This window comes from Chryseobacterium indologenes (assembly GCF_002025665.1).
GTDB classification, from domain to species: domain Bacteria; phylum Bacteroidota; class Bacteroidia; order Flavobacteriales; family Weeksellaceae; genus Chryseobacterium; species Chryseobacterium metallicongregator.
This window is the reverse complement of record NZ_CP018786.1, coordinates 146,926-161,819: the sequence shown is the minus strand read 5'-3', so window position 1 is coordinate 161,819 and position 14,894 is coordinate 146,926. Positions and strand designations below refer to the sequence as shown.

The window sequence follows — 14,894 nt, the reverse complement described above, 5'->3', positions numbered from 1 at the left end:
ATAACGCTGAGTTGTAACAAAAAGACACTTTTTGAAACTTATCCAGTAAAGTAAAACACGATTAAGAACGTCTTATCTTTTAATTTTACGTAATTTTGCTATCCAATTTTTTCATTGAATGAACCAATATATTAAAATACTAAAGTTCGCAAGACCTCACCAAAAATACATCTACGGAAGTTTGTTTTTCAATCTTATGTATTCTGTATTCCAGATTGCTTCCTTAGGGACAATTCTACCTGTTTTGGGAATGCTTTTCGGAACCATTGAGGCTAAAAAATACAGCCATCCACCTGTGTATTCGGGAGAAATTTTAGATTTTTTCTCCTATGCAAAAGAATATGCCAATTATTATGTTCAGAGTTTAGTAACCCAATATGGAGCACTTAACGTTTTGGCGTGGCTTTGTGTGATCACAGCTTTTATGTTTTTGCTGAGAAACCTTTTCAGATATTTAGGTTCATTTTTACTGATCAATTACCGTGTAGGGGTTACCAAAGACCTTCGTGGAGCAATGTACAGAAAGATTCTTGCTTTACCTGTTTCCTTTTTTACAGAAAGCAGAAAGGGAGATCTGATGTCCCGTATGTCCAATGACGTGGGTGAAGTTGAAGGTAATATTTTAGGAAGTTTAGTTGAATTAATCAACGCCCCTTTCATGCTGATCAGTACATTGGTGACACTTTTCTTTTTAAGTACAGAGATGACTCTTTTTTCTCTTTTAGTATTGCCTGTAATGGGAACAATGATTGCTTTAATAGGAAAAAGCCTGAAAAAAGATTCTCACCAGGCTCAAAATGAGATGGGAAATATTTTCTCGATTGTAGATGAAACACTAAAATCTACAAAAGTGATTAAGATTTTCAGCGCAGAAAAAATAATGGACAACCGTTTTATGCAGTCTATGCAGAAATGGATCAACAGTTCAATAAATTTAGGAAGAAAAAAGGAACTGGCTTCTCCTATGAGCGAATTTTTAGGATCAGTTACGTTCTTGATTATCGCATGGTACGGTGGAAAGCAAATCATTGTAGAACAAAGTATTTCACCTGCAGATTTCTTAGTTTTTCTGGGTATTTTCTTCCAGATTTTGCCTCCTGTGAAAAGTTTATCTCAATCTATTTCGAATGTTCAGAAGGGTGAAGCTTCTCTTGAAAGAGTTTTAGCTATTCTGGATGCGGATGTGAAAATTGACGAAGTACCAAATCCTGTTTCTATATCAACATTAAATCATTCTATCGAATTTAATAATATTGGTTTTTACTATGATAAAGACCATACGATTCTTAAAAACTTCTCACTTTCTATTCCAAAAGGGAAAACGGTTGCTCTTGTTGGGCAAAGTGGAAGTGGTAAAACAACTATTGCCAATCTTTTAGCAAGATTTTATGATGTGTCGGAAGGAGAAATTCTGATTGACGGAACAGACATCAAACATTTAAAGCTACAGGAATACCGTAAGCTATTGGGAATGGTAACCCAGGAATCTGTATTATTCAATGATTCCGTTTACAATAATATTCTGATGGGTAAACCTGATGCCACCAGAGAAGAAGTCATTGCAGCCGCTAAAATTGCCAATGCAGATGCATTTATCACCACACTCCCTGAAGGATATGATTCCAATATCGGAGATGACGGAGGTAAACTTTCCGGAGGTCAGAAGCAAAGGGTCTCTATTGCCAGAGCGGTATTGAAAAACCCACCTATCATGATTCTGGATGAAGCCACCTCTGCACTGGATACGGAATCCGAAAGATTTGTACAGGATGCACTGGAGAAAATGATGGAAAACAGAACTTCTTTAGTCATTGCCCACCGTCTTTCAACCATTCAGAAAGCAGACTGGATTGTAGTGATGGAAAAAGGTGATATCGTGGAACAAGGAACTCATCATGATCTGATCGCAAAAAGAGGAATGTATCACAAACTTGTCGAACTTCAAAACTTCGACTAATCTTTTAATTGAATTAAAATGAACCCTATACAAGAGTATTTCTACAGAATCGAAGAGCCTGAAAGAAGTACTCTTTTATTTTTGCGTGATACGATCTTAGCTTCAGATCCGGAAAATATTACAGAAACATTTAGTTTCGGGCTTCCTTTTATCAAATACAAAAAGAAAATGCTGTGCTATTTCTATTACAGCAAAAAATATAAAAAACATTACCTGAGTTTTTATCATGGTGACAGACTTGATTATCCCGAACTGATCCAGGATGGCAGAAAGAAGTTTAAAATCCTTCTTATTGATATGGAAGAGGATATTCCTGTAGAATTTATAGTAAGTCTGACAGAAGAGATTAAAAAGTATATAAAATAAAAAAACTCCGGCACGAATAATCGTGCCGGAGTCATCTTTAAAAAACTTTATCATTTTGTGTTTATTCCGTTGAACTCTGCCTTTTTAATTGCCCAGGCAAGAGCATTCGCATAGAATATTGAGTTATATACATTCATTTCGTAGGCAGCTGCTCCATTTCCATAATTGGGTTTAGCAATTGGCTTATAGTTCGTATCTGCATAGAATGGACATATCGTATCAGAAGTGTTGGGAGAAGTAACTGTTCCACATTGAGAGTTAAATCCGCCATCACCTACCCAGATGAAGTTCAGTGTATTATGCTTAAACGCAGTTACACGCCCAACGGTTCCCGATGGTGAGGCTGTAGAAATATTTGTATCTCCTGAATAGACTGTTATTTCACTTGAAGGCAAACCGGTTGCATACGTTGTAGAAGAAGCATCTTCACCCCATTGCAATCCTCTGATATCACCGAAAGGACCGTTCAATATTTCATCATTAGTCATTGGCAGCTTATAAATAGCTCCCGCACTGTTTACACTTCCGGTATTTACTGATCCGTCAAAAACATTTCTGAAAAGATTCTGCATTCCGGCATTACTTTCAGAATAGGCAACGATTACACCACCTTTTGCCAGATAATTTTTTAAAACCTGTGCTTCTGCAGCATTCATTCCCCACGCATATCCTATGACAATAATATCTACAGGATTAGATCCGGTGGTCCAGGTTGTCAGCTGGGTAGCATTCGGACTATCCGTACCATCTATGATCTGATCCCATCCTTCGTACTTTACGATACTGTTGGCAAGTGTTCCAAAATTAGCGGCCGCTTTAGTTACCATTCCTGATGGAGAAGTTCCTGAAACATTATATCCACAACCGTTTGGCGCCGTTCCGATTGTTAAAAGTTTTTTCTTTGGAACTACCACAATCACATTGACAGAACATGTTGTAGATACACCTCCCTGGCTGTCTGAAGTAATTGTTATTGTTTTTACTGTCGTAGAAGAAGGTGTTCCCACTCCTCCTAATGTTATATTCTGATTTCCTGTAGCCGTAAAGGTTCCTGATCCGCTGAAAGAAATTCCGTCAACCGTGTTGGTTGTAATAGTGTAACTTCCCAATGTTGAAACATTCACTGGTAAAGTAATGGTATTGGAAGCGGTAAGAGCCGTTCCTACTTTATAAATACCGTTTACGGTGGCACTACCACAGCTCATTGTATACGTTCCTGCAGGGCTTAACACAGCAATAGAAATGGCAGGAGTACAGGCAACCGCTGTTCCGTTGGCTTCTAGCGACACGTTATCTGTCTGAATATTCTGAGGAGTTCCTTGCCCCGGAATCTGTATGGTTTGTGCTCCAGCATTTAGAAATACTCCTGTTCCATAGAAATTATATCCGTTTGTGGTAGTTCCGGAAATGGTATAATTACCTGGCTTTGTCACATTCACGGCAATGCTCAGATAATTTGAGTTGGTAAGCTCTTTTCCTTTTACATAGCTACCCATGGCTCTGGACGTGGAGCAATCTATGGTAAAAACAGCTTTCCCCATCTGTCCGCAGACACTTTTCCATTCGTTATCTGCAAGACTCCAGTAATTGAAACAGTCTTCTGTGGTGTTGTAAATCGTCAAACCATCATCATTGGATTGATTGATTACAATTGCGTTTCGCTGGGCTTCAGTTAAACGAGGAATAAGGACTCCTTTGTTATTATTTCCTGAAACAACATCCAAAACGGAATTAGAGTTCGGGGTTGTAGTATTAATCCCTACTGCACCATTATTGGTTTGAGAGAAAGATTTTCCAAAAACAAAGAGCATTGCGATGAACAAGACTTTGATTGAAGGCATTGTAAATTTTGTTTCCATCATTGTATTAAGTTATAATTGTTTTATAATTAAATTTTAATCTGAACATTTAACTTCCACAAAATTATCAACCACAGACGATTACAAATTAATTCCCTCTACGCAATACTACTCACGCGTAGTAAAACTCACAAAACGCCAATAACTTATCATCACATCCAACACAAATAAAAAAGTTGAGTTATTGAACAAAACTCAACCATAAATTCAAAATCAAAATCAAAACAGCATAAAATCAATTATTTCTTATGTAATAGAAAAAAATAAAACAATTGGATTAAACAGGATACAACACTTTTATGATTTAAAAATTGTTTTCCATTTGGCAATTGTATTTCGGCTTATCTTAAAATGATGACTCACCTGAAGATTAGTCAGTCCATTTCTTTTTTGGTAACTGAGAATTTTCAAAATAGATTCTTCGTCATAAGAACGGAGTCTCTGATTATCACATCCAACGGTATATTGGGCGTCTCCAAAAATCAATTGATTAAATTTCAGAATATCAAAAGCCGAATGCAATGTTTCCAGCTTAAGCCTTATGGCCGCATCCAATAATTTCTCAGGAAACTTTTCTTCAAGAATATCGGTATAAATCTGCTTGTAATCAGGAATCATATTATATTTTTTTCATCCATTTATATAAAGTGGTCTTGGGTATTCTATACCTTTTAACAGCATCATTAGCTGTCATTTTACCAGTTTTTATTTTATCAAGAATAAAATCTTTAACCTCTTGTGTGTAGATGCTCTTTCTGAAAACCAGAGTGTCATTCTTTTGAGTGAACTCATTATCAATTCTTGCCTGAGGGGCATACAAAATCAGATGACCTGTATAGAACCTAAAAAAATCGAATTTTAAAAGCTTACACCATTTTAATAGAACATCAGTATCCATACTTTTGACATGAAACATCATCTCTACTTCATCTTCCGTCCTGTTTAAAAATCGGGAAATTCTTTCTATTGAAATCTGATATTCTTCTACTTTAGATCTGATCAGGTTTCCAATATGAATGTCTTTAATATTCATTACAATATTTTTTAAGTAAAAATATCGACAAGAAACTCAAAAAATACCATCAGAAGCTACTCAACACTACGTATGAGTAACAAAAATCAGAATTTTGTTTAAATTTTTATAAGAAAGCTATTGATATTAATCTCTGAGGAAATATTTAATTTTTTCCGGATTCTGTACTTTTTACTTTCCACAGCCCGAATACTGTTATTGGTACACTGCGCTATTCTTTTTGTATCGAAATCCAACTTCATCAATGCACAGAAGTAGAGCTCAGAATGGATCAGATTAGGATTTATTTTTAAAATATCAGGAATAAAATGAGGGAAAAACACCTGAAATTTTTCAAAAAACATCGGCGAATTACTTTCCGCCAAATTTAAAATTTCCTGAATGTTTTCTTCCGAAAGATGATTGATCAGCATCTGGTGTTTCATCAATTCCGCATTTGTTTTTACCAGATCTTTGATGGTAGAATCTTTTTCTTTTTTATCGGAAATCAAACCATGAATCAATGCGTCTTTCTGGGTAATAAAAACAATATCCATCAGGAAAGAGGCAACTGAAAACAAAATATTAAGCAATTTTATTGTTTTAAAATCCTCTTTTTCTATAAATCTGCTTTTAGGAAGAAAATCAAAATCAAAGTAAAGGCAGGCAATAAAATTAATGCTGATCATAAAGGCAATAAAAAAGATAGCAAAAGAATCTTTTTTATAGTTCAGAAAAAATGGAACTGCAAACAAGAGACAAAAGTAGAAATACTCTACTCCCGCATTTTTGTAAGTATAAATATGAAAAAAGCTTACAATAAAAGTCAACAAGGCAAGTATAAAGATAACAGCTCCTTTCAACACCTTCCTGAACCGTTTCATTTTCCCTTTGATAGCCATTAAAAACAACCAGAAAAAGGTAATAACGGTAAGAAATATGGAAATCAGCATATCCCCGAAAAAAGTAATTATGAAAATGGAATAAAACAGGAATATGAAAAACAATAAAAGTAAGTACCGGTTAATAAGATGAAGATAACTACTTTCAAAATCATCATCCATATTCTCCGCTTCGTCGTTGATCACCTTAAAGAAAAACTTATAAATCATCTTGTTGTTGTTTTTATGCTTTCACAAGCTTAAGTTGGCATTCGTACTCCTGAAAGCATAAATTTCCCAATATTAACAGCCTTTCTTGCAAAAGAAAAAATCTACAAAACGAAATGTATAGTCTTTTTCAGCATTAAAAAGGATATGATTAAGGTGTTTTCTAGCTACAATTTATTAAAATTTTCAAATGAAATACCATTTTTGACAATAAATTAATAAGCATTTACCTCAGATCACTTAAAAGCATGAGCTTGTGTTTTTAAGCATGCAAAATTATTGATCTCCACGTAAAAGCATTCATCTTCCGATACGCAATATTACTCATGCGTAATTTAAACTTAAAACACTCAAATGAGGATAATATTTACTAAATAAAAAAGAGAGCCTTTATAGCTCTCTTTTGATTTATATACGATAAGAATATTAATTTTCTTTCAGTTTGGCGATAACATCCTCACCTCCTTTTGTAATATCTCCGATTTTACAGATAATCTCAGTATCCAAAGGAAGGAATACATCCATTCTGGAACCGAATTTAATAAATCCGAACTCATGTCCGGCCTTTGCTTTATCTCCTTCATTACAGTAGAAAACGATTCTTCTTGCAACATATCCAGCAATCTGTCTGAAGACTACTTTATGATTAGTCATCGTCTGAACAGCTACCGTAGTTCTTTCGTTCTCTGTAGAAGACTTTTCATGCCATGCTACCAGATATTTTCCCGGGTGATATTTTTTGTAAATCACTTCTCCCGAAACCGGATATCTGCAAATGTGAACATTGAGTGGAGACATGAAAATAGAAACCTGGATGGCTTTTCCTTTAATAAATTCATCTTCATCCACTTCTTTGATCATTACCACTTTTCCGTCTACCGGAGCTATTACGTTTTCTTTGTGATCAAGAATATTACGATCCGGAACTCTGAAGAACCAGAATACTAAACCGTAAATAACCAACAAAGGCATAATGATCACCAGTGACCATATTTCAAGGAAATAAATTGCTAAAGCGCCCAGAATAATAAAAAGCAGGGTCGCAACGGTAATCGTTCCTTTTGATTCTCTATGTAATTTCATGAGACTAAATAAATTTTTCTATAATAAAGTACAAATATACGACAGGAACGCAGATAATAAAACTATCCAGTCTGTCTAAAACTCCCCCATGCCCAGGAATAATGTTTCCACTGTCCTTTACACCGAAGTTTCTTTTCAGTTGACTCTCCACCAAATCTCCTAAAGGAGCAAAGGCAGCAATCAAAAATCCTACTACCATCCAGTTCCCTCTCAGCTCAGGCTGATAATGTTCAATAAAGTAGGATAAAACCAATGTTAAAATAACCCCTCCGGCATAACCTTCCCATGTTTTTTTAGGGGATATTTTAGGAGCCATTTTATGTTTACCGAAGAATTTTCCAACCAGATAGGCAAAGGTATCGCTACTCCAGATCAGGATAAACAGAAACAGAACTTCCAAAGAGAAACTATCACTATAGCTTGAGAACTTTGGCAGCCCCAATGCAAAACTAAATGGCAGTGCTACGTAGATTACGGTAAAAATAAGTTTCCCACTGTCGAAGTATAATTCGTTGGGATATTTGAATAAAGTAACCACAGCAATCCCAATAAGTGCCAGTGCCAGTATTTCACTAAGCCTGAAATCAAAAAAGAAATCGTGATTAAAATATCTTTTGGAAAACATGTAGAAAATAAAAATGACCAATGGATATACGACCCATTTTTCATAGCCGTTTCCAAACTTCATGATTTTGACACATTCCCATGTTCCTACAATCAGCAGCAGGCTCATTAATCCATGATAAAGATACTGTTGCTTGACAAGACCAGGTGCAATATTGTTCAGCAGCTGTGCTCCCAGCGGAGTAGAACAAAGAATAATGATAGCTACATAAACGATACCTGATACGGTTCTTTGAATGAGATTTTTATCCAAAATTTAAAATTTAGAAGTGGTTGCTTAATCTTCAAGCAGCAATAAAAACAGTTTTGTATTGGAATTGGAAGAACTGTCCATTTTCGATTGGCTTCCGCTTATGGAAGTAAGGTTCTTAATATTTCCGTTCCTTTTTATTTTCCCCATAGCATCATTCAGGTTGTTTACAATCTGAGAAACATTGGCAATGATAATAATTCTATCGGGAAGCCTTGAAGAATGATAATGAAGAATATTATTATGTGAAAGCATGATTCTGCCATCATAGGCGATCAGGTATTCACAGGTGATGAATGCGGCGTCATTAGACGGTTGCAGTTCTGAAGTATAGGTAGACTTCACAACGTTCAAAAAGTTCTGAAGTTCTTTATCCCAACAAAAAAGATTGTGGATACCTTCAATTTTGATAATTTGATTTAAAGTTTGTAGAGCTTCCGCTTCATCTGCACAATAATTAAAAAATCCCCCCGAATGCGTAAATAATTGCGCAAACTTATAGTCAAGATCCGCATTTTTCAGCGAATCCCCAAGCTTCTCCAGGCTCTGTTTGTCCTCTTCTTCAGGCTGGTTGGTAAGTTTGCTTACAATCCTCTTGAATAAATTCAACTTAATCTATTTTTAGTCAACTTTATACAAAAATAGAAAATAAATTACAATAGTGTCCAAAATATCTCTTCAAATATGAAAAAACCTGACAATTTTGCAGTTGTCAGGTTTTTGTTAATTCTATTTTTTAGAGTCTTAAAGCTGTGTTGGGCTTTCTGGAGCCTGAATTTCGCTTTCTTCTTCTTTTTCTTTGATCTGAGGTGTTTCCTGTGCTATTGGCTGATCTTTTTCAGGAATAGTATTGGTAACAGGTTTCTCTGTCAATTCAGGATCCCATGCTCTTTTTCCGAATATTTCTTCTAAGTCTTCACGGAAGATCACTTCTTTTTCCAACAATTTACTTGCCAGAGCATCAAGCTTATCCTTATTCTCATCCAGAATTCTTATCGCTCTCTCATATTGATTTTCGATGATTGATTTGATCTCTGCATCAATTTTTGTAGCGGTTTCTTCAGAATAGGGTTTTCCGAAATTGTACTCAGACTGACCTGAACTGTCATAGTAAGAAATGTTACCGATATTCGGGCTTAATCCATAGATTGTTACCATTGCCTGAGCTCTCTTCGTTACTGTTTCCAGGTCAGAAAGTGCTCCTGTGGAAATATTGTTGAATATTACCTGCTCTGCCGCTCTACCTCCTAATGTTGCACACATTTCGTCCAACATTTGTTCAGTAGTGGTAAGCTGTCTTTCTTCTGGAAGGTACCATGCTGCTCCCAGTGAACGTCCTCTAGGAACGATCGTCACTTTTAAAAGCGGAGATGCGTGTTCTACCAACCATGAGATCGTAGCGTGCCCTGCTTCGTGATAAGCCACTCTTCTTTTTTCAGAAGGCTTAATTGCTTTATTCTTCTTTTCAAGACCGCCAATGATTCTGTCTACAGCATCAAGGAAATCTTGTTTTGTTACTGAAGTATGGTTATTTCTTGCTGCGATAAGCGCTGCTTCGTTACAAACGTTTGCAATATCTGCTCCACTGAATCCAGGAGTCTGTTTGGCAAGAAACTCTCTGTCTACATTATCATCAAGTTTGATTTTTTTCAGGTGAACATCAAAGATCTGTCTTCTTTCGTGAAGTTCCGGAAGGTCTACATAGATAGAACGGTCAAAACGTCCTGCTCTCATCAAAGCTTTATCAAGGATATCCGCTCTGTTGGTTGCCGCCATTACGATAACGTTGGTATCTGTTCCGAAGCCATCCATTTCAGTAAGAAGCTGGTTCAATGTATTTTCTCTTTCGTCATTTCCGCCGGAGAAATTATTTTTTCCTCTGGCACGTCCGATAGCATCAATCTCATCAATGAAGATAATGGCCGGAGATTTGGCTTTAGCCTGAGCAAAAAGGTCTCTTACTCTTGACGCTCCTACCCCAACAAACATTTCAACGAAATCAGAACCTGAAAGTGAGAAGAACGGAACTTTAGCTTCGCCTGCAACAGCTTTTGCCAATAAGGTTTTACCTGTTCCCGGAGGCCCTACTAAAAGAACTCCTTTCGGAATTTTACCTCCCAGTTTTGTATATTTTTCAGAGTTTTTCAAGAAATCTACTACTTCCTGAACTTCTTCTTTAGCACCTTCCAATCCTGCAACATCTTTAAATGTTACCTGAATTCTTTCTTTTTCGTCGAAAAGCTTCGCTTTAGATTTTCCGATAGAGAAAATTTGTCCACCAGGACCTCCTCCACCGCCCATCTTTCTGAAAAGAAGGAAGTAGAATAATCCAAGAATAGAAATCCAAACCAATGCAGGAACTAAGATGTCCATTAATGCACTCTTACCTGTTCCGTAATCTTTAGTTGTTTTGATAACCGGATTGCTGGCCTTAACCTGTTCAAATTTCTGAAGGAAAAGTTGAAGATCTCCGTATTTCACAGAAAAATCTGCTTTAGGAGCCATTTCGAAGGCAGAAAGAGGGTTGTTTTCTTTTCCGGCTTTGGAAACCATTGCCGATTTTGCTTCTTTTGTTAGGAAAACATCAGCTTTCTCTATGTCTTTGTATATAATTATATTCTGGACTTTGCCCGCCTGCATTTCTCTAAAGAAACCATCTTCATCAATAGATTTTGCTGCATCACCTCCAAGGAAATTGGAGCCAAAGAATAGCAAAAGAGCTACGATTGCAATAGGAAAGAACCAGTTGAATCCTTTATTATTCATTTAGACTTTTTAAAATTTTTATTATTCATTTTCAATTTTGGTAATGACTGCGTCACCCCAAAGTTCTTCTATGTCGTAGTACTCACGTACCTGTTTTTGGAATATATGAACCACCACTGAAACGTAATCCACCAATACCCACATCGCATTTTCAGTACCTTCTACGTGCCAAGGTCTGTCTTGTAGTTCGTTTCTTACTTTTTTCTCTACACTTCCTGCCAATGCAGCTACCTGTGTATTTGAGTTTCCACTACATATCACGAACGTTTCTGCTACGGAGTTTTCGATGTTTGAAAGATCGAAGATCATAATGTCTTCCCCTTTTACATCCTGGATAGCTTCAACGATTTTATCTATTAACGCTTGTTTTTCTGCTGTTTTATTCATTAAAAAAATACTATAATCTGCAAATTTATTGTTTTTTCTTTACTTTAACCTTACTTTTACCCTCTTAATCTCTTAAAGTTTTCTTAAATGAGCCAACTCTTCTACCTGAAAGAATGTTCTTCTACTAATGACGAAATATCAAAGTTTTTACTTTACGGAGATTCAAATTTTATAGGCCTTCATACTTTTAATCAAACTAAAGGCCGTGGTCAGTATGGAAATATCTGGACTCAGACTGCCGGAAAAAATCTGGCTTATACGCTGGCAGTGAATACTCAGAACATCCTGTGCTCCGACTTTATGTTCAATTATTATACCGCAATGCTGATCCGGGATTTCCTTGCCAAATTGTCTGACTCTGAGGTAAAAATCAAATGGCCGAATGATATTATCCTTAAAGGTAAAAAAATCGTTGGAATTTTAATAGAAAAGAAAAAAATTAATCAAAATAATTATTTCATTATCGGAGCCGGGATCAACATCCTTCAGGAAAATTTTGATAAAATTTCCAATGCAGGATCACTTCTCACACAGACAGGGATCCGGTTTGACCTAGAAGAGCTTGCATTCAACCTTCATGAATATTTGTCTGAAAATCTTAAAAATATACCTTCAGATCAGGAAATTCTGGATGGATTTAATAAAAACCTTTTCAGAAAGGATCAGATCTCCGTTTTTGAAATTGAAAAAGAGCGACAAAATGGCATCATCCGACATGCAGACGAAAAGGGTGAACTCTGGATCGAACTGGAAGACGGAATGCATTCCTTTTATCACAAAGAAGTAAAACTCCTTTATTGATTGGCTCTCTTGATATAAAGATAAAGGGTAAGTGGTAAAAACACCATATTAGGCAGCCACATGGCTACAGCCGGAGACAAACTTTTATTTTCTGAGACCACTTTTAAAGCCTCGAATGAAAACACGAAAATAAAGGCCAATGAGATCCCTATTGCAAGGTTAACTCCTAATCCTCCCCTTTTCTTTTGTGACGACAGGGAAAGTGCCAGGAATGTCAGAATAATAATTGAAACAGGCATTGAAGTTCTTTGGTGAAGTTCATTCAGATAAGAGTTCAGGTTGCTGTTTCCTCTTTCTTTTTCTCTTTCAATAAATTTCAAAAGTTCCGGTGTGGTTTTATTTTGCCCCAAAAGCTCGTTAGGGAAAAGTTCTTCCGGCGAATGACCGTAATTTTTCCTTAATTCTATTCCGTTTCCGAGCTTTTCGGTATTGTCTTTATTGATAGTTTTTTCCAGATAATTATTTAAAACAAACTGTTTTTTTGCTTTATCCCAATATACTTCACTTGCTTTCAGCTCATAGGTCATTTTTCTGTCTTTATCATATTTCTGATAGACAAAACTAGACCCTCTTTTTTCTCTTTTATTCCATGAATCAACGAAAATATATTCCGTTTTACTTAGCTGTGAAGAAGCAGGTGCTGTTCCTAAAATCTTTTCTTTATTGGCGGCATTATAAGTATATGCTTCCAGTTCATTTTTCTTGATATTGGCCCACGGCAGCACCATATGATATACCACAAGAGCAATCAATCCGATAAAAATAGAGGTTACCAGATAAGGCTTGGAAAACCTGTGAAAGCTGGCTCCACTACTAATAATAGCAACAATTTCAGTATTATTTGCCATTCTGGAGGTAAAATAGATCACCGAAATAAATACCAGAATGGAAAGGAAAGTCACCACAAGATTGATGATCCAGAAAGGATAAAAATGGATAAGAAAATAGGTCAGATCCAGTTTGGGGTCAATGGCCTTGGCATTTTCTATCCTTGGAATCTTCTGCTGAACATCGATTACCAATACGACTATAGACAATAATACCAACATGAAACTGAAAGTCCCAAGGTATTTTTTAATGATATATCTGTCTACAATTTTAAGCATATTCTCTTACAGTCTTTGTCTAAGAACCGGTACTACAGAGTTTTTCCATTCATAGAAATTTCCTGCCATAATATGTTCTCTTGCTACTTTCACTAAATCAAGGTAGAATGCCAGATTATGAATCGAAGCAATCTGTTTTGCCAGATATTCTTTAGATACAAACAGGTGACGAAGATACGCTTTTGAATATTCACGATCTACAAAACTGGTCCCGAATTCATCCAAAGGCGAAAAATCGCGCTTCCATTTTTCATTTTTAAGGTTCATCACCCCTTGCCACGTGAAAAGCATTGCATTTCTTGCATTTCTTGTTGGCATTACACAATCCATCATGTCAATTCCCAACCCAATAGACTCCAGGATGTTCCAGGGAGTTCCTACTCCCATCAGGTATCTTGGTTTTTCTTTTGGAAGGATATCTGTCACTTCGTCAGTGATTCTGTACATTTCTTCTTCAGGCTCTCCAACGGAAAGTCCTCCGATAGCATTTCCTTCTGCTCCTGCTTCAGAAATCACTTCTGCAGAGATTTTTCTAAGATCAGAATAAGTAGATCCCTGAACAATCGGGAAAAGCCTTTGTTTATGTCCGTATAATTCAGGATTATCATTCGTCCATTCAATACATCTTTTCAGCCAACGGTGAGTAAGCTCCATAGATGATTTCGCCTGGTTATAATCACAAGGATAAGGAGTACATTCGTCAAAAGCCATGAAAATATCGGCTCCGATCTGTCTTTGGATCTCCATTGATCTTTCCGGAGAGAACATATGATAACTTCCATCGATGTGAGATTTAAATCTCGCACCTTCTTCCGTCATTTTTCTGTTACTCGCCAGTGAAAATACCTGAAATCCTCCTGAATCGGTAAGAATAGGAAGGTCCCAGTTCATGAATTTGTGTAAACCACCTGCATCCTGCATCGTTTCCATGCCCGGACGAAGATATAAGTGATAAGTATTTCCCAGAATAATCTGAGCTTTAATGTCTTCTTTTAATTCTCTCTGATGAACTGTTTTCACACTTGCTACAGTTCCCACAGGCATAAAAATAGGAGTTTGAATCTTCCCGTGATCTGTGGTAATTTCCCCTGCTCTTGCTTTTCCTTCAGAGGTTTTTTCTATATTAAAAAATTTCATCTCTATACTTTTTTAAAGCACTGTTTTTGCCAGTGATTTTGTGTGACAGAAACTTTCAGTCTGACTTTACCTTACTACAGGCATTACAGGACCATTCTGTTTCAGTCTCTCCTTTACATATTTATCTGCTTTGGGATCTTTTTTCAGCAATATTTCCTGAGCATCATTGGTGATCCCATCCATTTCTTCTTTAATTACATAGTATTTGAAACTATTTACAAAATCATCAGGCTTTACCTTATGTGATTTCAAAACAGCTCGTGTTCCTGCTTCCATATTTTTGTCAGGATATACAAAAATAGCCTGATCGTTGATTGCAAGATCGGCAATGATTTCTGCCATCATATCTTTATCAATCAGATCTTTAGGCTTATCAATATAATCACCGCACGAAAGCAAACCCAACAAAACGAAAATAAAGATTAACTTTTTCATCA

General features: G+C 36.3%; 15 protein-coding genes. 3 read left to right on the top strand and 12 right to left on the bottom strand.

All coding sequences use genetic code 11. The annotated features are described in order from the left end of the window. Nucleotides 1-118 precede the first annotated feature (118 nt). Complete coding sequence (locus BUE84_RS00705; protein WP_079240103.1) at nt 119-1,957, top strand: ABC transporter ATP-binding protein; 1,839 nt, start codon at nt 119-121, stop codon at nt 1,955-1,957. 18 nt (nt 1,958-1,975) lie between these two features. Continuing rightward, entirely contained in the window at nt 1,976-2,323 is a 348-nt protein-coding gene (locus BUE84_RS00700) for a DUF1801 domain-containing protein (protein WP_079240102.1), read from the top strand. Nucleotides 2,324-2,373: 50 nt separating this feature from the next. On the opposite strand, the gene BUE84_RS00695 is transcribed toward BUE84_RS00700, so the two are convergent. The 9 genes from BUE84_RS00695 to rsfS all read right to left on the bottom strand — a co-directional run bounded on the left by BUE84_RS00695 (nt 2,374) and on the right by rsfS (nt 11,413). Further along, nucleotides 2,374-4,185: a hypothetical protein gene (locus BUE84_RS00695; protein ID WP_079240101.1), complete on the bottom strand. Its 1,812-nt coding sequence runs from the start codon at nt 4,183-4,185 to the stop codon at nt 2,374-2,376. Between the two features lie 294 nt (nt 4,186-4,479). Then, complete coding sequence (locus BUE84_RS00690) at nt 4,480-4,800, bottom strand: transposase (RefSeq protein WP_079240100.1); 321 nt, start codon at nt 4,798-4,800, stop codon at nt 4,480-4,482. Nucleotide 4,801: 1 nt separating this feature from the next. Next, a complete protein-coding gene (locus BUE84_RS00685) occupies nt 4,802-5,215 on the bottom strand; it encodes a transposase (protein WP_079240099.1) in 414 nt (137 codons plus the stop codon). Nucleotides 5,216-5,313: 98 nt separating this feature from the next. Continuing rightward, a complete protein-coding gene (locus tag BUE84_RS00680) occupies nt 5,314-6,306 on the bottom strand; it encodes a helix-turn-helix transcriptional regulator (RefSeq protein WP_079240098.1) in 993 nt (330 codons plus the stop codon). A 423-nt stretch (nt 6,307-6,729) separates the two neighbouring features. After that, on the bottom strand, nt 6,730-7,386 hold the full coding sequence (locus BUE84_RS00675) for a phosphatidylserine decarboxylase family protein (protein WP_079240097.1): 657 nt from the start codon (nt 7,384-7,386) through the stop codon (nt 6,730-6,732). 4 nt (nt 7,387-7,390) lie between these two features. Then, nucleotides 7,391-8,263 (bottom strand): phosphatidate cytidylyltransferase, encoded by an 873-nt coding sequence (locus tag BUE84_RS00670; RefSeq protein WP_079240096.1) that lies wholly within the window; start codon nt 8,261-8,263, stop codon nt 7,391-7,393. Between the two features lie 24 nt (nt 8,264-8,287). Then, on the bottom strand, nt 8,288-8,869 hold the full coding sequence (locus BUE84_RS00665; RefSeq protein WP_165790439.1) for an LUD domain-containing protein: 582 nt from the start codon (nt 8,867-8,869) through the stop codon (nt 8,288-8,290). 135 nt (nt 8,870-9,004) lie between these two features. Continuing rightward, nucleotides 9,005-11,026: an ATP-dependent zinc metalloprotease FtsH gene (gene ftsH / locus BUE84_RS00660; RefSeq protein ID WP_079240094.1), complete on the bottom strand. Its 2,022-nt coding sequence runs from the start codon at nt 11,024-11,026 to the stop codon at nt 9,005-9,007. A gap of 21 nt (nt 11,027-11,047) precedes the next feature. Continuing rightward, a complete protein-coding gene (gene rsfS, locus BUE84_RS00655; protein WP_047376360.1) occupies nt 11,048-11,413 on the bottom strand; it encodes a ribosome silencing factor in 366 nt (121 codons plus the stop codon). An 87-nt stretch (nt 11,414-11,500) separates the two neighbouring features. On the opposite strand from rsfS, the gene BUE84_RS00650 reads away from it, so the two are divergent. Continuing rightward, nucleotides 11,501-12,214, top strand: coding sequence for a biotin--[acetyl-CoA-carboxylase] ligase (locus BUE84_RS00650; RefSeq protein ID WP_079240093.1), 714 nt, complete (start codon nt 11,501-11,503; stop codon nt 12,212-12,214). Here the strand turns inward: BUE84_RS00650 and BUE84_RS00645 are convergent. From BUE84_RS00645 to BUE84_RS00635, 3 genes are all read right to left on the bottom strand, one after another. Further along, nucleotides 12,208-13,320, bottom strand: a complete 1,113-nt coding sequence (locus BUE84_RS00645) for an LptF/LptG family permease (protein ID WP_034691587.1) — start codon at nt 13,318-13,320, stop codon at nt 12,208-12,210. The two genes, BUE84_RS00650 and BUE84_RS00645, sit on opposite strands and share 7 nt — an antisense overlap. A gap of 6 nt (nt 13,321-13,326) precedes the next feature. Beyond that, the gene (tgt, locus tag BUE84_RS00640) at nt 13,327-14,457 is read right to left on the bottom strand and encodes a tRNA guanosine(34) transglycosylase Tgt (RefSeq protein WP_079240092.1); all 1,131 of its coding nucleotides are present in this window, start codon (nt 14,455-14,457) and stop codon (nt 13,327-13,329) included. A 66-nt stretch (nt 14,458-14,523) separates the two neighbouring features. Next, nucleotides 14,524-14,892 carry a DUF4296 domain-containing protein gene (locus tag BUE84_RS00635; RefSeq protein WP_238594341.1) on the bottom strand — a complete coding sequence of 123 codons (369 nt, stop codon included), beginning with the start codon at nt 14,890-14,892 and terminating at the stop codon, nt 14,524-14,526. Nucleotides 14,893-14,894: the final 2 nt, after the last annotated feature.

Excerpts from the sequence above, each read along its gene's own strand:
- BUE84_RS00705 (WP_079240103.1), top strand. The coding sequence starts at position 119 with ATGAACCAATATATTAAAATACTAAAGTTCGCAAGACCTCACCAAAAA.
- BUE84_RS00680 (WP_079240098.1), bottom strand. The coding sequence starts at position 6,306 with ATGATTTATAAGTTTTTCTTTAAGGTGATCAACGACGAAGCGGAGAAT.
- tgt (WP_079240092.1), bottom strand. The coding sequence starts at position 14,457 with ATGAAATTTTTTAATATAGAAAAAACCTCTGAAGGAAAAGCAAGAGCA.
- BUE84_RS00695 (WP_079240101.1), bottom strand. The coding sequence starts at position 4,185 with ATGATGGAAACAAAATTTACAATGCCTTCAATCAAAGTCTTGTTCATC.
- BUE84_RS00650 (WP_079240093.1), top strand. The coding sequence starts at position 11,501 with ATGAGCCAACTCTTCTACCTGAAAGAATGTTCTTCTACTAATGACGAA.
- rsfS (WP_047376360.1), bottom strand. The coding sequence starts at position 11,413 with ATGAATAAAACAGCAGAAAAACAAGCGTTAATAGATAAAATCGTTGAA.
- ftsH (WP_079240094.1), bottom strand. The coding sequence starts at position 11,026 with ATGAATAATAAAGGATTCAACTGGTTCTTTCCTATTGCAATCGTAGCT.
- BUE84_RS00690 (WP_079240100.1), bottom strand. The coding sequence starts at position 4,800 with ATGATTCCTGATTACAAGCAGATTTATACCGATATTCTTGAAGAAAAG.
- BUE84_RS00645 (WP_034691587.1), bottom strand. The coding sequence starts at position 13,320 with ATGCTTAAAATTGTAGACAGATATATCATTAAAAAATACCTTGGGACT.
- BUE84_RS00635 (WP_238594341.1), bottom strand. The coding sequence starts at position 14,892 with ATGAAAAAGTTAATCTTTATTTTCGTTTTGTTGGGTTTGCTTTCGTGC.
- BUE84_RS00700 (WP_079240102.1), top strand. The coding sequence starts at position 1,976 with ATGAACCCTATACAAGAGTATTTCTACAGAATCGAAGAGCCTGAAAGA.
- BUE84_RS00675 (WP_079240097.1), bottom strand. The coding sequence starts at position 7,386 with ATGAAATTACATAGAGAATCAAAAGGAACGATTACCGTTGCGACCCTG.
- BUE84_RS00685 (WP_079240099.1), bottom strand. The coding sequence starts at position 5,215 with ATGAATATTAAAGACATTCATATTGGAAACCTGATCAGATCTAAAGTA.